Source organism: Vibrio sp. V01_P9A10T6 (genome assembly GCF_963877065.1).
Classification (GTDB): Bacteria; Pseudomonadota; Gammaproteobacteria; order Enterobacterales; family Vibrionaceae; genus Vibrio; species Vibrio anguillarum.
The window spans coordinates 1-17,105 of sequence record NZ_CAWNTB010000193.1 but is presented as its reverse complement, the minus strand read 5'-3'; the positions used below and the strand labels follow the sequence as shown (position 1 = coordinate 17,105).

The 17,105-nt window shown below is 43.5% G+C and carries 14 protein-coding genes; 8 read left to right on the top strand and 6 right to left on the bottom strand.

Features of this window, described 5'->3' with window-relative positions; genetic code table 11:
* Positions 1–1,016 (bottom strand): MCP four helix bundle domain-containing protein (locus AACQ21_RS14960; protein ID WP_258174179.1); only part of this gene is annotated, 1,016 nt, incomplete at its 3' end.
* 88 nt (positions 1,017–1,104) lie between these two features.
* Here AACQ21_RS14960 and torT point away from each other — a divergent pair.
* Together torT and AACQ21_RS14950 are read left to right on the top strand one after the other, a co-directional pair.
* Positions 1,105–2,106 carry a TMAO reductase system periplasmic protein TorT gene (gene torT, locus AACQ21_RS14955; protein WP_096037118.1) on the top strand — a complete coding sequence of 334 codons (1,002 nt, stop codon included), beginning with the start codon at positions 1,105–1,107 and terminating at the stop codon, positions 2,104–2,106.
* A gap of 52 nt (positions 2,107–2,158) precedes the next feature.
* Positions 2,159–2,614 carry a methylglyoxal synthase gene (locus tag AACQ21_RS14950; RefSeq protein WP_026027464.1) on the top strand — a complete coding sequence of 152 codons (456 nt, stop codon included), beginning with the start codon at positions 2,159–2,161 and terminating at the stop codon, positions 2,612–2,614.
* Positions 2,615–2,717: 103 nt separating this feature from the next.
* On the opposite strand, the gene helD is transcribed toward AACQ21_RS14950, so the two are convergent.
* A complete protein-coding gene (helD, locus tag AACQ21_RS14945; protein ID WP_105976566.1) occupies positions 2,718–4,781 on the bottom strand; it encodes a DNA helicase IV in 2,064 nt (687 codons plus the stop codon).
* A gap of 182 nt (positions 4,782–4,963) precedes the next feature.
* Here helD and yccS point away from each other — a divergent pair, with 182 nt between their 5' ends.
* From yccS to AACQ21_RS14915, 6 genes are all read left to right on the top strand, one after another.
* Positions 4,964–7,117: a YccS family putative transporter gene (gene yccS / locus AACQ21_RS14940; protein ID WP_094131650.1), complete on the top strand. Its 2,154-nt coding sequence runs from the start codon at positions 4,964–4,966 to the stop codon at positions 7,115–7,117.
* A 138-nt stretch (positions 7,118–7,255) separates the two neighbouring features.
* Complete coding sequence (locus tag AACQ21_RS14935; protein ID WP_013867905.1) at positions 7,256–7,480, top strand: hypothetical protein; 225 nt, start codon at positions 7,256–7,258, stop codon at positions 7,478–7,480.
* 67 nt (positions 7,481–7,547) lie between these two features.
* Positions 7,548–7,847 (top strand): hypothetical protein, encoded by a 300-nt coding sequence (locus AACQ21_RS14930; protein WP_013867906.1) that lies wholly within the window; start codon positions 7,548–7,550, stop codon positions 7,845–7,847.
* A gap of 87 nt (positions 7,848–7,934) precedes the next feature.
* Positions 7,935–9,194: a hydroxymethylglutaryl-CoA reductase gene (locus tag AACQ21_RS14925; RefSeq protein ID WP_105976565.1), complete on the top strand. Its 1,260-nt coding sequence runs from the start codon at positions 7,935–7,937 to the stop codon at positions 9,192–9,194.
* 185 nt (positions 9,195–9,379) lie between these two features.
* Positions 9,380–10,924: a glycerol-3-phosphate dehydrogenase gene (glpD, locus tag AACQ21_RS14920; protein ID WP_105976564.1), complete on the top strand. Its 1,545-nt coding sequence runs from the start codon at positions 9,380–9,382 to the stop codon at positions 10,922–10,924.
* A 143-nt stretch (positions 10,925–11,067) separates the two neighbouring features.
* On the top strand, positions 11,068–11,733 hold the full coding sequence (locus tag AACQ21_RS14915) for a PilZ domain-containing protein (protein ID WP_019282225.1): 666 nt from the start codon (positions 11,068–11,070) through the stop codon (positions 11,731–11,733).
* A gap of 17 nt (positions 11,734–11,750) precedes the next feature.
* On the opposite strand, the gene luxQ is transcribed toward AACQ21_RS14915, so the two are convergent.
* The 4 genes from luxQ to AACQ21_RS14895 all read right to left on the bottom strand — a co-directional run.
* Complete coding sequence (luxQ, locus tag AACQ21_RS14910) at positions 11,751–14,297, bottom strand: quorum-sensing autoinducer 2 sensor kinase/phosphatase LuxQ (RefSeq protein WP_105976563.1); 2,547 nt, start codon at positions 14,295–14,297, stop codon at positions 11,751–11,753.
* 15 nt (positions 14,298–14,312) lie between these two features.
* Positions 14,313–15,413 (bottom strand): autoinducer 2-binding periplasmic protein LuxP, encoded by a 1,101-nt coding sequence (locus tag AACQ21_RS14905; protein ID WP_105976562.1) that lies wholly within the window; start codon positions 15,411–15,413, stop codon positions 14,313–14,315.
* A gap of 224 nt (positions 15,414–15,637) precedes the next feature.
* Entirely contained in the window at positions 15,638–16,789 is a 1,152-nt protein-coding gene (locus AACQ21_RS14900) for a conjugal transfer protein TraF (RefSeq protein ID WP_105976561.1), read from the bottom strand.
* A gap of 95 nt (positions 16,790–16,884) precedes the next feature.
* Positions 16,885–17,105: hypothetical protein (locus AACQ21_RS14895; protein ID WP_105976560.1), on the bottom strand; the 221-nt coding region annotated here is incomplete at its 5' end.

The window sequence follows — 17,105 nt, the reverse complement described above, 5'->3', positions numbered from 1 at the left end:
AATGTATACTGTGCCATGTTCAAGGTTGTAGAGAGCTGCGCAACAGCGTGAGTCGTTGTACGATTGGAGTCATCCACTAAGCGGCTGACGGTAGTATTGAGATCTGAAAACTGTACTAAGGTGTTTTGTGTGAGCGATTTCGCGACCTGCTCGTTATCATAACGTTGCTGCAAAACACTAAAAACCACTTTGCGCTTTTCTAACTCATTAAGCAGCTCTGTCATTTGCTTCGAACGCGTCGGGTCTTCTACCGCGCGTACTCTGCGCTGCATGATGGTGAGGTTATGCAAAAACTCTGTTTGGATTTGTTGGATTCGCTCAACATCGGTAACCGTGCGTGTCTCTTCGATGTGGCTGAGCATTTTGAACGCCAGCAAATGAAGCTCATGCAAGCGCTCTGAAAGATCGAGGTCTACTTCCACTAAAGCGTCTAACGCTTTGTACGCTTGTGACGTTTTATCGGCTTGTAACAAGTCATAAATATGCGTCACATTCGCCACTGCGATGGTACTGGTATTGAGCACTTGAGTGCGCGTCAGCTCTTCCAATTGCAGCGCCAGTTGTCGCATCTCTTCCACTCGCACACTTAAGTCATGTGCCAGATACAACTTACGCTCAACCGTAATACCAAGCTGAGCCAGTGTATCGATAACGCTTTGAACATCATTTTCTAGGCGCGTCAGCAGCTCTGAATCAAAAGAATCGGCTCCCAACTGCTTGATGTGATTAAGCAAAGATTGGAGCTGATCGAAAAGCGCTTTGCCATACTGCTGGCGCTCTTGCTCTGTTTTTGAGTTGGTTAACATTTGCACAGACGTAATGATTCGTGTGCTTAACTCCGACACTTGACGCGCTTCCAGCATCGAAGGAATGGCAGAATTCACCACATTACGTTCGGTTTTAGCCACCAGCGAAAAACCAAACACACCGATCAACGCCGATAACAAAACGAGCAGGGCCATTGCCGAAAAGGACAACATTAATTTTCGGCCAATACTGGCTTTGGCTAACAACATGGCACCCAACCTCAAACATTACTTCTTAAGCAACACGGAATGGGCTATATTTTGCAGTGTTTACTCACGTTATGCCAACGAATAGCGAATGCAATTGATCTTAAACCTTATTTCCCCAACGCTTTTACTGCTGATTTTAAGCTTGGTTAGCAACACAACATTCGCCGAACCCCATAAGAAAGTCTGCGCTTTATACCCTCACCTCAAAGATTCCTATTGGTTATCAGTCAACTATGGAATGGTTGACGAGGCGAGAAAACAGAAGTTGAATTTACGCGTGTTAGAATCGGGTGGTTATCCTAATCATGAACGACAAAAAGAACAGCTTTCATTGTGCGTTCGTTGGGGCGCTGATGCGATCATTCTCGGTACTGTTGCGCCGGATCTTTACACAACGGACTTAAGCACATACGTCGCTTCTACGCCTGTGTTTGCAACGGTTAATCAGCTCATTCTCAATCAACAGCAGGCTGCGCGGCTACAAGGTCAAGTGGGTGTCGATTGGTATTGGATGGGATACTACGCGGGAAAATATCTTGCTGATAAGCACCCACAAGGCAGTGGAAAAACCAATATAGCTTTGCTACTTGGCCCGAAAACCAGTGGTGGTACTCAACCCGTTAGCCAAGGTTTTTATCGCGCAATACAAGACAGCGATATCAACGTAGTGGAAAGCCTATGGGCAGATAATGATAAAGAACTACAGCGTAATTTAGTACAACAAGCGCTGGAGCGAACTGACCTTCGCTATATTGTGGGCAGCGCCGTCGCGATTGAAGCGGCGATCAGCGAATTGAGAACCTCAGGGATGACAAACCACATCGGTTTGGTGGCAACCTATTTAAGTCATGGCGTCTACCGCGGGCTGCTGCGTGGCCGAGTCGAATTTGCGCCAACGGATAAAATGGTCGAGCAAGGCAGGCTTTCCATTCAACAAGCTGCGGCTTTTTTCAATCAGCAACCTTATGAAAAAAAAGCCGCCCCGATTATCGAATCCTTAACGCCTATGTCACTCAATCCGCAGATAATTGCAGATTCGTTATCTCCATCTGAATATAGGCCGACTTTTAGCGTAAAAGAGATTGAATAAAAGTGGCGATTTCGCTATTTAACATACTGATTTGAATCATAGGAACTCTTCAATGCAAACAACGACTCGGACTATGCCTGCGCATAAGCATGTCGCTCTCGTCGCTCACGACAACTGCAAACCAGAACTACTTCGCTGGGTAAAAGAAAATAAAGAAAAACTACAGCGCCATTTTTTATACGCTACAGGAACCACTGGCAACATGCTCAGCAAAGAGACTGGCCTTGCTATAAAAAGCATGATCAGTGGTCCGATGGGCGGCGACCAACAAATTGGCGCGTTGATTTCTGAAGGCAAAATTGATGTGTTGATCTTCTTCTGGGACCCACTCAATGCCGTACCGCATGATCCCGATGTAAAAGCTCTGCTACGAATTGCCAGCGTTTGGAACATTCCAGTTGCCACAAACCGCGCCAGTGCTAAATTTTTGTTCTCTTCACAGTTGATAGAGCAAGAAGTCGATATCGAGATCCCTGATTACCAAGCTTATCTAGCTGAACGCATGTAACTTATAACCTTTACATACGCAAAGAGACACACAGTCAACATCCAAATCACCACATAAAACAACTTGATCGCCTGCGTGAACGCATCCCCTTTCAAAGGATGCGTTATTTTTGCTTCACCACTGGGTAATCCCCTGATAGCAATTCGCGAACAAAAACCGAGCCACTGCCCGAGTGCGTGATCCACACTTTCTCTTTAGCGCGGGTCATTGCAACGTAGAATAAACGGCGCTCTTCGGCATAGGGGAAATCATCATTCGATTGGCTCAATGCACTATCGATATGCAGCGCTTTCACTCGAGCCGGAAACTGCCCCTCATCAACACCGAGCACAATCACAAAATCGGCTTCTTTACCTTTACTGGCGTGACAAGTCATAAATTCTATATTGAGTGAGCGGTAATGCTTTTTCCAGTCGTTAAGCAGCTCTGGTTTATGGTAATGGTTTCGTCCAAGCAATAGCACAGATTGTGTACTATTCGCTTGGCGATTGAGTTGATCCAAGATCTTTTCAATGTTGTTGCTTGGTGCAATAAAAACTGATTTTTGTTTTTGCTGCTTGAAGCTGTTAAGTGTTTTTGGTAACTGATTCGGATTGGCTTGAATAAACTGGTTAGCCACCGCACCCAACTGATCATTAAAACGATAAGTCGTATCCAGATGATGAACCGTCGAGTGTGGGAAGCGTTCACTAAACCCAGTCGTAAGATCAACGTCAGAACCAGCAAATTGATAGATTGACTGCCAATCATCACCCACTGCAAACAAGTTACACGCTCCTGGCTGCTGCTCACACAAAGATTGGATCAACGCCAATCGCTGTGGTGAAATATCTTGGTATTCATCGATCATGATGAATTTCCAATTCGATTTAAATTTACCCTTTTCAACGTATTCCGTTGCGCGGCTGATCATCATATTAAAATCGATTTGATTTTGCTCTTTGAGCATTTGTAACCAAGCTTGGTAACATGGCCAGCACAAAGAGAGCTCACTGTTCAGCCTTGAATAGTCTGGATGGTCAATCAAACGTTGTTGCAGCTCCTTTTTCCCAAGACCAAGCATAGCCAGTTGCTCAAGCTGCTTTTCCAACCATGCAATCAACTTTGGGTTTTCAACATGGCTGCCCAGTTCATCATCACCAGCTAAATAAGCAATTGGCCATTTAGATAAATGCTTCTGCCAACGCTTAAAATTGGTCGGCGTCATCCAATGTTTCTTCAACCAATCAATACACCATGCCAACTTTAAGTTACTGTCTAGAGCTACAGGCGAAATGATCGCTTCTCGCCCTTCGACCTCGTTTAAAATTTTCAGCCCTAACTGATGGAAGGTATTAACGCGAACGTGTTCCGCCGCCATGCCGATTTTGCTATCTAATCGCTGTTCCATCTCTTTCGACGCATCGCGACCAAAAGCCACCAGTAGAATTTCGTGGGCCTGTGCAAGGTGACTTTGGAGTAGATACGCAACACGCGCCGTCAAAACGCTGGTTTTGCCCGAACCTGCACCCGCTAGGATGAGGTTGTGATCATCATTGAGTAGCACTGCGTGTTGCTGCGATAGATTAAGGGGAGAACTTTCGACTTGAGAGAATAAGACTTCCCAGTTTTGACGTTCCAATTCAAGCCAGTGTTGATTTCGCTGGGCAAGGGACGCCGAGCGATCCGTAAGCCAAGGCGAGAGCTGAGCAATAGCATCAGGTAACCGTTGACGTGCTTCGGCTAATTTCATGTCCATCGTCGAAAAATCAGCTTCCACTTGCAAAGCCCAAACATCTAATAAGGAGTGCGGCAAAAAAGAGGGTAAACGCTTCAAGCGATTGAGCTCTTGCTCCCAGCGAGGCAGATACTGACTCAACTGCACACATTGACGATTGTGCCATTGTTGATAAGCCGCTACCGCCGTATGGGCAAACTGTCGGCATTCGGGCCAAGGCAAACCTTGCACCAACCATGATTGCTGAACGCCTTCATCTTCATGCGCAAAAAACTGCAATGCTCCCCAAAACAAACCACGCTTAACACGGACTTTACCGTTCCAAACCGTGAACGGGATCCGCTCTTCGCTGACAGCCGAGGAGATAATCAAACGCTGTTGGTCAAGTTCAACTTGGTTATATTCGTCTTGAATGAAAAATTGTGCAGGCTTATTTGCGCTCAGCTGCATGGTTTTATGCTCTTTTATAAGAATGTGAATATGATATACCAATCACAGTGGGCATTGAAAAATTAATGTCAAGATTACTGTTGTTGATTTTGTAATCAAGTAGACGTTTTTCTTTATCTTGATCAGAGTGTTAATCAACGCTTCTGCTACACTATGGTTTTCTTTTTGGATGTTGAAGTATCGTGCCGCTCTCTAGCAAAATTCGCCTTTATTGGGCGAATAAAACTGTCAATTACAGCATTCTCATTTTGATCACTCTATTAGGTGTGGTCATTCCTGCGTGGCACTACAACCTCAATACTTGGATTACGCCACTGATCCTTGGCGTGATTGCCGCAGCACTGGCTGAAAGTGATGATAGTTTCAGTGGACGGTTAAAATCCCTCACTCTGACATTTATCTGCTTTGCTATCGCTGCATTTTCTATCGAACTGCTTTTCCATACCCCGCCACTGTTTGCGATTGGGTTATTCATCTCCTCGTTTGGTTTTATCATTCTTGGCGCAATTGGCCCACGTTATGCCAGCATCGCCTTTGGCTCCTTACTTATCGCCATCTACACCATGTTGGGTGCACACCAAAGCGTGAATTTGTGGTTTCAACCCGTTTTGCTCCTGACGGGTGCCGCTTGGTATTACTTCATGTCGATGATTTGGCATATGTTTTGGCCAATGCAACCAGTACAGCAAAGCTTAGCGAATGTTTTTTTGCAATTGGCCAATTATCTTGAGTCCAAAAGCCATCTCTTCCATCCCGTATCGAACTTAGTCCCTCAGCCATATCGAATTGCTGAAGCCAATTTAAACGCGGCAACGGTTACCGCACTCAATCAATGTAAAGCCACTTTGTTGAGTCGTTCAAAAAGAGGCCATATTGATGGTGCCAGTGACCGATTTCTCAACATCTATTTTATGGCACAAGATATCCATGAACGTGTCAATTCAAGTCATTATCGCTATCAAGAGCTTGCCGAACACTTTGGCCGCTCAGATGTGCTGTTTCGCTTTAAACATTTATTAGAAACACAGGCTAAAGCCTGCCGTGAAATAGCCCAATCGATTCAGTTAGGGCGAAGCTATCAGCACCATTCAGAGTCAATCATGGCGCTGGATGAATTGCAAAGCTCATTAAACTATCTACAAGAACAACAACGCCCTGACTGGCGGGTGTCATTAGCGCAATTAGGTTATCTTTTCAATAACTTAGCAACAGTAGAAAAGCAACTCAATAACGTTAACAACCCTGATGCTAACAAGCTCGAAGAGGGTATGTTGTATGATACAGAAGCCCACACTCTTAAAGCCATGTGGTTACGGGTGAAGGCAAATCTGCATAAAGATTCCATGCTATTTCGTCATGCGCTGCGTATGTCTATCGCACTCACTATCGGTTACGGAATCATCCAAGGTTTTGGTATTGAACGAGGCTATTGGATTTTACTCACGACACTGTTTGTTTGTCAGCCAAACTACTCAGCCACTCGGCAAAAACTGACGGCCCGAATCATTGGCACGTTATCGGGGCTGTTTTTAGGCGTGCTGCTATTAACCTTGTTCCCATCGCCAGAAAGCCAATTGGTCTTTATCGTACTATCAGGTGTGATGTTTTTCGCCTTTAGACTAAACAACTACGGCTATGCGACTGGCTTTATTACTCTTTTAGTGCTGTTTTGCTTTAATCAATTGGGTGAAGGTTACGCCGTGGTACTGCCTCGGCTTGCCGATACTCTGATTGGCTGCGCATTGGCCGTCGCAGCGGTAGTGCTGATCCTCCCTGACTGGCAATCAAAACGATTACATAAAGTCATGGCGGATGCGATCGATGCCAACAAAGCCTATTTAGGACAGATTATTGGTCAGTACCGCATCGGTAAAAAAGACAACTTGAGCTATCGCATCTCACGGCGCAATGCCCACAACCAAGACGCAAATTTAACCGCAGCGATCAGTAATATGCTGGCAGAACCGGGTAAATATCGCGCGGCAATCGATGAAAGTTTCCGTTTTCTGACACTGAACCATGCACTGCTCAGCTATATCTCTGCTCTTGGAGCCCATCGGACACGCATCGAAGATGAAGCAACGCACCAACTGGTACTTGAAACTCACCGAGTGATCCACCAACACCTAGAGGTGTTGCACAAACAACTTTATGAACATTGTGATGAATGCGATACCAGCGACATTGACGATGCAGGCTTAGAGAAACGCTTAGCCGAATGGCGTGAAGAAGATGAAAGCTCGGTAAGAATGGTCTTACAACAGCTGCACCTTATTTATCGCATGCTACCTGAGCTTCACTCTCTCGCCAGTAAGTTTGCCGTCCGTGTAAACTAGCAATTGTCGTAATAATGAGAGCGGCTCAATTTCGGGCTACTCTCACCTTTCTCTTGTTATAACTTGACATTTTTCGGACAAAAAATCGCCACGTCGAGAATAATCTCAGATTAAGTATTTTCTTACAGGTGTAAGGCCATGAAAGGACATCAAACTTACCGCGGTGAGAAGGCAGCGCATTTTTTACTGAGGCATGAGTCGATGACGCATAATCAATTTGAGTCTTTAAAATCACAATTACAGCATTTAACACCTCAACAACTGCGTTTATTACAAGGCGAGATAAAGCACTCTTTGGAAAATGAATCGAATAATTTACTCACTGATGATGAGCTGAATGTGCTTTCGAGCCTCTTTTCCTAGTCACGAATTTCTTCTTGTGCAAAAAGTAAACGGAGCCTAAACTTTAGACATCGACGAGGGTAAGCTTATGTCTATATCTGGTGTTCATTCTGGCTATCAACTGATCAATCAGTCAAATAAAATGGCTGAGGATGCGGCTCGAGAGCTCAATATGGAAAAAGACATCTCTCCTGTTGATAAAGCGGACAAAGCGCTTGCTTTTAATAAAGTTGAGTTTGATAAAGTTGTTGCTAAAGCTGAAGAAAAACCTGAAGAAATTGATAGCCTACTAAAATTGAACCAAGCTACACAATACAACCGCATTGGCACCAATATTATCCAACGAGATCAAGACATGCTGGGTTCAATATTGGATATCCAAGCCTAACTCTTCACACAACTTGCAACACAAGCAAATATTGTGTTTATGTGCATGGTGAGTACAATGCCCGCAAATTCTTTACCATGATTCGCTATGCCTAAGCTAAACCTGCATCGAAGAGATTATGTTTCTATTTTGGGTGGTGATATATCAGCCCAGCAGCTAGAGCAAATACTCCAACCCAAGCTCACTTCTCCAACGCTCAAATTAACACCAAGTCCGTATTTAACCGCAAAAAATGTAGAACGCCGTTGGCAAGTACTTAACACGCGAACGAACAAAAGTGCGCTTTTAGATGACTCAACAGAGCAAGATATGCTCAGCTACCACAAAAATATTGAGCATTTTATTGGCACAGTCAAAGTTCCAGTTGGGATCGCAGGGCCATTACGAGTCAACGGACTGTTTGCCGAAGGTGATTATCTCGTCCCGCTAGCTACAACCGAAGCCGCCTTGGTTGCCTCTTATCATCGTGGTGCAAAACTGCTTACTGCGGCAGGAGGTGCAAGCGCCATGTTGTTAAATGAAGGCGTTACTCGCACGCCAGGCTTTGCATTTTATAACTTAATCGAAGCTGGGCAGTTTGTGGCGTGGATAGTGACTCAATATGACCACTTTAAACAAGTTGCAGAAAACACGACAGCACACGGAAAACTGTCAGACATTAATGTCAATATTGAAGGGAACCATGTCTACCTCGTGTTTGAGTTTTTAACCGGCGATGCATCAGGGCAAAACATGGTCACTATTGCCACCAATGCCGTGTTCCAAACCATTCTGGCGAATACTCCTGTGCAGCCTGAATACGCATTCCTTGATGGCAACCTATCGGGTGATAAAAAAGCCACTAGCCAAACACTGCGTAGTGTGAGAGGAAAAAAAGTGACTGCCGAGGTGCATTTATCTGCCGAACTCATCCATAAACATCTGCATACGACGCCACAGTCTATGATGCAATTTGGCCAAATGACGACTGTTGGTGGAGCATTAAGCGGCGCGATAGGCATTAACGCGCATTACGCTAATGCACTCGCTGCTTTGTATATTGCCTGTGGGCAAGACGCCGCTTGCGTTGCTGAATCGGCAATTGGTATGACACGCATGGAAGTGGACAAAAATGGTGGTTTGTACGCCAGTGTAACCTTACCCAATTTAATGTTAGGGACCGTTGGTGGCGGTACAGGGTTACCGAGTCAAAAGGCATGTTTGGATATTCTCGGTCTGCACGGTACTGGTCATTCGCAAGCGTTAGCCGAAGTGGCAGCATCACTCTGTCTGGCTGGTGAACTTTCTATTGTCGGTGCGTTCTGCGCTGGCCATTTTTCACGCGCCCATCGCAAACTCGCTCGTTAAGGTATTGCCTCTCACAATAAAAAAGGCGCTACGTATTCACGTAACGCCTTTTTTATTGGTTAAGTGAGCATATGCATTAGAAAATAATGATCGAGATCAAAATAAAAAAACAAAAAACTAACTATTTCGACTAAAAAATGGTTTCATACGAACATTACAGAACAAAAACGAAATAGGTACGCTCAATGAACAACCATTCTGTTTGCAACTCGATTGAAGCCGAAAACAATGTGCTCGACATTATTGTTGTCGGTGGCGGTATCAATGGGGCAGGCATCGCCGTAGATGCTGCTGGCCGCGGGCTGAAAGTTGGCCTGTATGAAGCAAAAGACTTTGCTAGCGCTACCTCTTCTGCGAGCTCAAAATTAATTCATGGTGGGTTGAGATACCTAGAACATTATGAATTTCGTTTAGTCGGTGAGTCATTGGCTGAACGCGAAGTACTGTTGCGCAAAGCACCTCACATTGCAAAACCAATGCGATTTCGTCTACCACACCGCCCTTTTCTAAGACCTGCTTGGATGATTCGTGCCGGACTTTTTCTTTATGACCATTTAGGCAAACGCACCTCACTACCTGCCAGCAAAAAAATAGCCCTTAACGCGGGTGTGGTGACTAAAAATGAGATGAAAATGGGTTTCGAATACTCAGACTGCTGGGTCGATGATGCTCGTTTAGTGATACTGAATGCGATGCAAGCACGTGAACTCGGTTCCGAAGTAAAAAACTATTGCCGCGTTGAATCAGCTCGTCGTGTTGACGAGTTATGGCATGTGACTTTGTTTGATGAAAAAACACAAACTCGTTTTACTCGCCGCAGTCACGCGCTTGTCAACGCAACCGGTCCTTGGGTTAAACAGTTCATTGATGAGCAGATTGAAATTACTTCTCCCTACGGTATCCGGCTTATCAAAGGATCACATATTATCGTGCCGAAAATTCACGATGAAGAGCAGGCGTATATTTTACAAAACGAAGATAAACGGATCGTCTTTGTGATCCCCTATCTTGATCACTATTCAATGATCGGCACCACCGATGTCGAATACCGAGGTGATCCTCGTCAAGTGAAAATTAGCGTCGAAGAAAAACAGTACTTATTGAATGTGGTGAATAAGCACTTTATCCATCAGGTCACATTAGATGATATTGTGGCTGACTTCAGCGGTGTACGCCCGCTGTGTGATGACGAGTCTGACTCACCACAAGCCATTACTCGGGACTATACACTCTCATTGGATCAACAAGCTGATAATGCGCCACTACTTTCTATTTTTGGTGGAAAGTTAACCACTTATCGCAAGTTAGCTGAATCTGCTATGGGTCAATTAAAACCATTTTTTAATCAAATGTCTGACAGTTGGACCGCAAACAAACCACTGCCTGGTGGAGAAGCCTTTTATCCAGCACAGCTCAAACAGCAGCTTGAGCAGCGCTTCCCAGATCTTGATAAAGCGACCATTAACCGCTGGATCACTAATTATGGTAGCCGAGCTTCGGTGATGCTCGATAATGTGCAAAGTAGTGCTGATCTGGGTAAACATTTTGCGTTTGGGCTCTATCAATGCGAAGTCGATTATCTCTTACATTATGAATTTGCTTCTTCATGTGAAGATATCCTATGGCGCAGAAGTAAACTCGGCTTAACATTTAACACTGAACAAATTGATCAGTTAAATGATTATATCGACCAATCATCAACTTGTGAATGTCAACGCATCAGTGCTTAACACAAGATGTAGCCACTAGAATTAAACTTGAGAAAAGCTCTTAGAAACATGATCTTCTGAGAGTTTTTTACTTTTTCTTAGTAGGTGACGTAAAAATCACGGGGTATAGTAAAGCTATATTTCCGTAACGACGATGCCACTCAATGCCAATTCCGAATACTAACAGCGACGATCTCATCAAACTCCTTAAGCCATGCATGAAAATCCTCGTCACTATTGAATTCGGACCTGAGGATTCTTACAGCTTTTCAACGACAATTGTCGGATGCAAACGTGAAAGATACGTACTGATCGATATGCCCGTTAAAGCTCGTGAAGACTTGGTGATGCGAAAAATAGTTAATATCCAAATCATTTTGCGTGGGATTTGTGACACTGAATTAGGTCATATACTCGCGTTCAAAACCTCGATTATTCGTAGTATTTCTAAACCGTTCGGATTACTGTTTATCAAGTTTCCTAAGCACTTTGTGACCAAACCAATCCGTGAGCACGAGCGCTATAAACTCTCTTTGCCAGCCGTTATGCATGAAGGAGAGCATCAATTTAAAGGGAAATTGATCGACTTTTCTATTTCTGGCTGCGCGCTATTTATTCCTGGCTTGCACCATTTAGAAAAAGATATGTTTATTGAGATAAAGTCCACACTCTCCCCACTTCTACCACAAGATCTCGCTTGCCAAATCGTCAGTGTGCGTCAACAAGGTAAAGGAATGTTAGTAGGCGTTAAATTTCTTGAATCAATTGCAATGACAGCTGCATTGAAAAAAGAAATATTAGAACGCGCTTTTATGGCTGGTAGCGTATAAGAATGTTGCGCGGTGCTTTATTTCTGCCGTTTTTGGAAGTGACAAAAAGCCTCATGCAATGCTTTCTCTTTGATAGGTTTAACTATCACATACTCTGCACCTGCGGCCATAAATGCTTCGTTAGTCGATTGCATGCCATCAGCTGTACACGCATAAATGGGTACATCCATCATCATCTCGTGTTTGATTAAATGGGTTGTTTCAACCCCGCCTAAGTAAGGCAACTGGTTATCCATTAAGATAAGATCCACTGGATGATCTTTCAAATAATCAATCGCCTGTAGACCATCCTCTACTCTTGTCACTTCCATACCGTATTTTTTGCAAAATGCTTGAGCAATAAAAGCGTTGGTATGATTATCTTCGACTAGCAACACTTTGATTGGTTTTTCAAACATTTCATGTGGCGGCGCACGCTCATAAGATGGTATATCCTTCCCGCAGTCACTGACGGCAACAAGAGGGAGTTCAACAGAAAATGTAGTACCTACCCCAAATTGGCTTTTCACGTTTACAGCACCACCAAGCATCTCAATTAAGCTTTTGACAATCGCAAGCCCCAAACCGCTACCGCCGTATTCTCGTGTGGTGTTTGATTCTACTTGAGTAAAAGGCTCAAAAATAAGCGCGAGATCTTGCTCTCTGATGCCGATACCTGTATCGCTAATCGAAATCAACAGATGGCTGCTATTCTTTTGCTGGAACTCAATGCTAATTAACCCATGATGGGTAAACTTAGTCGCATTATTTAATAAATTAAACAGAATTTGGTTCAGGCGAACTTGATCGCTATGGATCATCATATCAGGCGGAATATTGCTCTTTAGGCTGAACTCAATCTCTTTTTCGGCACATAATGGCCGATAGATACTTTCCACGGCAGAGATGACCTCAACCAGCTTAAAGTCAGACTCTTGAATTCTAAACTGTCCCTGCTCTATCTTGGAAAAATCAAGGATATCATTCAGCACCGCCAATAAATGTTCACCACTACTGCATAACACATTCACTTGTTCAAGTTGCTCATGGTCACTAATTTCACGCTTAAGTAATTGAGAAACGCCTAAAATTCCATTCAATGGTGTTCTCAGCTCATGGCTCATTTTTGCAAGAAATTCAGCACGAATACGCGCCGACTCTTCCGCTTCTTGCCTTGCGAGTCGGCTCTGTTTGGCCGCCTCGGCGATTGTCGTAATATCTTGCCCTTGAGTGATGATTGACTCAATTCTCTGCTCAAAAATAATGGGGGATAAATTCCAGCGAAAAACCTTATTGCCAACTTCAACGTTTATCTCTCGGAACGTTTCTTGTTCAACCGCAAGGCGTATCTTTGGCTGCAGTTCTTGCTTTAATGCATCAAGAATGCATTGCTGTTGATCATTGCGACGCATGAAATATTTCTTTGCTGATGGGTTCATTTTGATGATATCACCGTCGATACTCCATACTATGATGGGCGAAAGTGAAAAATTGAACAGATCTTCAAATTGTTTTTCTTGCTCAGATAAACGTTGAAATGTGTGTTCTAGCGTTCTGCCGAAGTGATCAAATTCATAGATTTTAGAACCAGAAAAAAGCTCATAACTCCCAGCTTCAGCCGCTTTGTGAGTGTAATTCATCAAGCTATTGATTTCATTTTTCACTCGCTGCTGTAACCACCAACGTGTCAAAATAGAGACTATCACCATCGCAAAAAGGGCAAAAATCATCCAAAAAAAATAATTTTCACGTAATTGCAATACGTTCTCATTGCTCTGCACACTGAGGACGTTAATATAAATTGGTACGCCTTCTATGGTTAACGCGGTACGGCTTACCATGTAATCGGCAAAACTATAGGCGTCAAAATTATCTTCTAAAACATCACGTTCCGTGTAGGTCTCATCACCATTAATTGTTGAGGCTAAGACCTTTTCACCCGTCGTCATCACGAGATTTTCTGAGTTACTCCCTTCACGTAATGTTTCTGCCAGCACGTAATTGTTGTTAAGTACGGTAGCAAGATGCAAAAAACCAATCACCTCTCCGGACTGCGAGTCAATAACGGGAGTACGTCTGACCATTAGGTAGGCATAGCCCAATTGAGAGGGCGATTTGATCATATGCCAGTTATTACTTAACGCGACTTTACGAGACATGTTCACCAGCTCGTTTTGTTCAATACCATAAAACTGAGCATTGCCATCTTCCCACATCAGGCTGTCAGAATCAGAAATGAAACGAATGTCAGGCGTGTTGGCTACTTCTAGCTGGTCAACTCCAAAAAAGAACTGATCAATGCTGTCATTATCGCCCTTACGAATTGCTTTAACTAAACCTGCATTTTTTGCGCTGCTATCTTGGTTTATCTGCAGTAATGAAAGACGGAAGTTAAAGAGGTTCTGGATGAGACTAGAGGTTTGAGAAGCCGTACGTTGCACTTCTTGAGCAATGATTTTGCTACTGATCTGATAACTTTGAAATAAAACGCTGAGCGTCAATGCGCCAATCACCGCAATCATTGATTTGGTGATCACGGTAGCTATCTTTTGTTTTTTCTTGACGGTGCTTGACCTTAAACTCATTAATGACTCGATATATCAATGGTCAGAGTAACGAAATGCTCGTTTTTTGAGCTTTTCAATATACGCTGAAGAGACCTCTTTGGTTACCAACTCAAAATCACCAGAGTAAACCGTAGGTACCGGCTTTCCTTCAAGATCCCACTTAATGGCTTCCGCCATAGCAACACCGGCATCATCATTGACACGCATAATAGTCACATCAAGTGTGCTATTTTGCAGCGCGTCCAATTCAGCCTCACCACCGCCCCAGCCGTTTAACGTAATATCTTCTCTATTTTGCTGCTGCAACGCATCCATGGCACCGAGTGCAACATCAGTAGAGCATGCGTAAATAAAATTAATATCTGGTGTTTGTTTAAGAATACGCAAAGTTGCATCAAACGCACTATCTCGTGTCGCTTTTGTATAAAACGAAGAGGCCAAGTGATATTTGCTGTCTCGACTCATTTCTTGGATAAAACTATCGCCGCGTGCATCGCTAACATAGCCTTCAGAATAATAGAGTACGGAATAAGCACTATTCTTTGGCGCCGACTTTTTGTAGTAATCCACCAGTTTCATTGTGCCAATTTCATGATCAAACCCCACATACATAAAAGGCTGGCGATCTCCCCAACTTTTTACTGGCGTAGTGATATTTTGCAGAATAATTTTGGTTTGATTTGAACTTAACAACTGCTCGATAAATTTACGGTGGCGGATGGTATCAAGCGTAAACACCAAGTAATCGGATTTGTTTCTGATCGCTTCCATCAACGATAAACTTTGTTGGCGAATATCGACATTCGGACGAGTGAAGACTTGGTTAATTTGGTATCTAATCCCCAGTTCGTCTAAACGCATCTCAAAGGCTTTAATATTGCGCGCCCAATAATCGGAAACTTGTTGACCTGGATAAACAACAGAAATATGAATAGGTTTATCTTGCTCTATTGAGAGTAAAACAGGAGGTTGACGCACTGCCTGTATCATCTGGTCGGTAAGAGCCTGTTGCGCAGGATTAAGATCTAAAAACTCTTGATATCGCCAATAGCTATTTAAAACTTGCGCTGCAGCCTGAGTGGAGGCTGCCAAACTGACACTGAATACAAATGAAAGGAGCAGGATTTTTCTCATGGCATTCTCGTTACATTAACTTCTGGATTTAATGACACACAATGGCTGATTTCGCACTCATCATATTCTCGGACTACCCAATGAAGGATCAAACAAGTAGCCCGTATATCATCTTGATTATTAAGTATGTTCCTCATAAATGATAGTGCAAACCACTAAAAAAGCTGACTTGCACTCATAACCGCTCATTTACTAAACAAAAGCATCAGAATGCTTTCCTATACTTAAAAGGTGAAAGCTAAATTTCCAGAAATGCCAAATTGATTATCTCCAGCATAGTTTCCTGCAAGATCGAAACTGACAAGATCTCCGGGGCTGATGCCAATGCCAAACGTCACGGCGTTGTCCAAAGTGTCTTCTAAATCGATTTCATAACCCGCACGAAGCTGTGCCCATCCCCAAGCATTACCTTCTAAGCCAAAGCGTAAGTATTGTGTATCATCTTTTTGGTCTTGGAAACGACTCTGCTTTGTTGCATCTAAATCGATTGCAGCAGTGAAAAACTCAGTGACATATCCACCCGAGATTGTGACTTGCGTATCCAAATCATATGAGCTTAAACCATCAATGGTTTTTAATTCTTGAGCAAAAAGATCCTTTACCGCAACACCCACTCGAAAATCGTTAATTAACCACACAGCCCCTAAATCAAGATTGAAGGCATTATCGTTCGTTTCGCTTTTGTCATAATCAGCAAGATCGAATTCTTTTACCGAAACATTTTGCTTATAGGTTCTTAATTGTTGAATTTTAGGCGTAATGCCAAATGAAAATTGTTGGCCACGAATGTTGTATATTTTGGCCAGTGCTAGGCCAAATTCTGAGTAACCAAATGCAATCAGATCAACGGTTGAATTTTTATAACGATTCTCAACGTCGGTGCCGCTACTGCCTGTATTTGCCGCAATATCAGAACGCGCAATCACCTCCGCGTGCCCACGCGCAAAAATATTAAGTGAAACTAGATCGAGAGGAATTGCGATCGCCATACCAATACCCGCCGATGCTGCAAGAGGTTTGTCATCGGCAAGCTGGTCTAAATACTGATTGAGTTTATCAATATCACTTTGATTGGGTGTACCGGAATTTTCAAACGCTTTGATGCTATCTTGCAGGTCATCAATGGATTTTAGGCTTTTGTCTGGGTCTCTAGCCGCACCACCTATCGCAGGGAAAAGCACGCCAAACGTGTCATTATTCCGATACACGGCCACCAAAGCAGGATTATAGAATGGGGCTAGCAGATAATCGGCCGTTGTTACGCCAGTATTCCCCATTCCATTACCACGTGCGTCAGCTATCGTGTTCGCCGCTTGTGCAGAAGCACAAGCCAAAAAGAGCAACGAGACCACTGACCATTTGTTGTAACTGTTCATATTGCAACCAACCTTGTTGTTATTATTCCCTAAACAAGGTTAATACAATTTTTTACATTGCACATGAAATTGGCGAATAATGCCGCTGACCAAACCTAATCGCCACCAAAATCATCCATGCCGCTAACAGAGAAATGAAAATTCTCTTGCCCTGCCACCAACTGTTCTTTTTGCAATTTGGTCAGTTTTTTAATCGCTAGCTCAGTTTTTAAAGCGAGGCTTTTACCGCCTTCTACACGTTGAGACCAAACCAATAATAACGGCCCTTTACCTCGCAACGCTTTTGCACCCTTCCCTATTTGGTGTTGTACAAAGC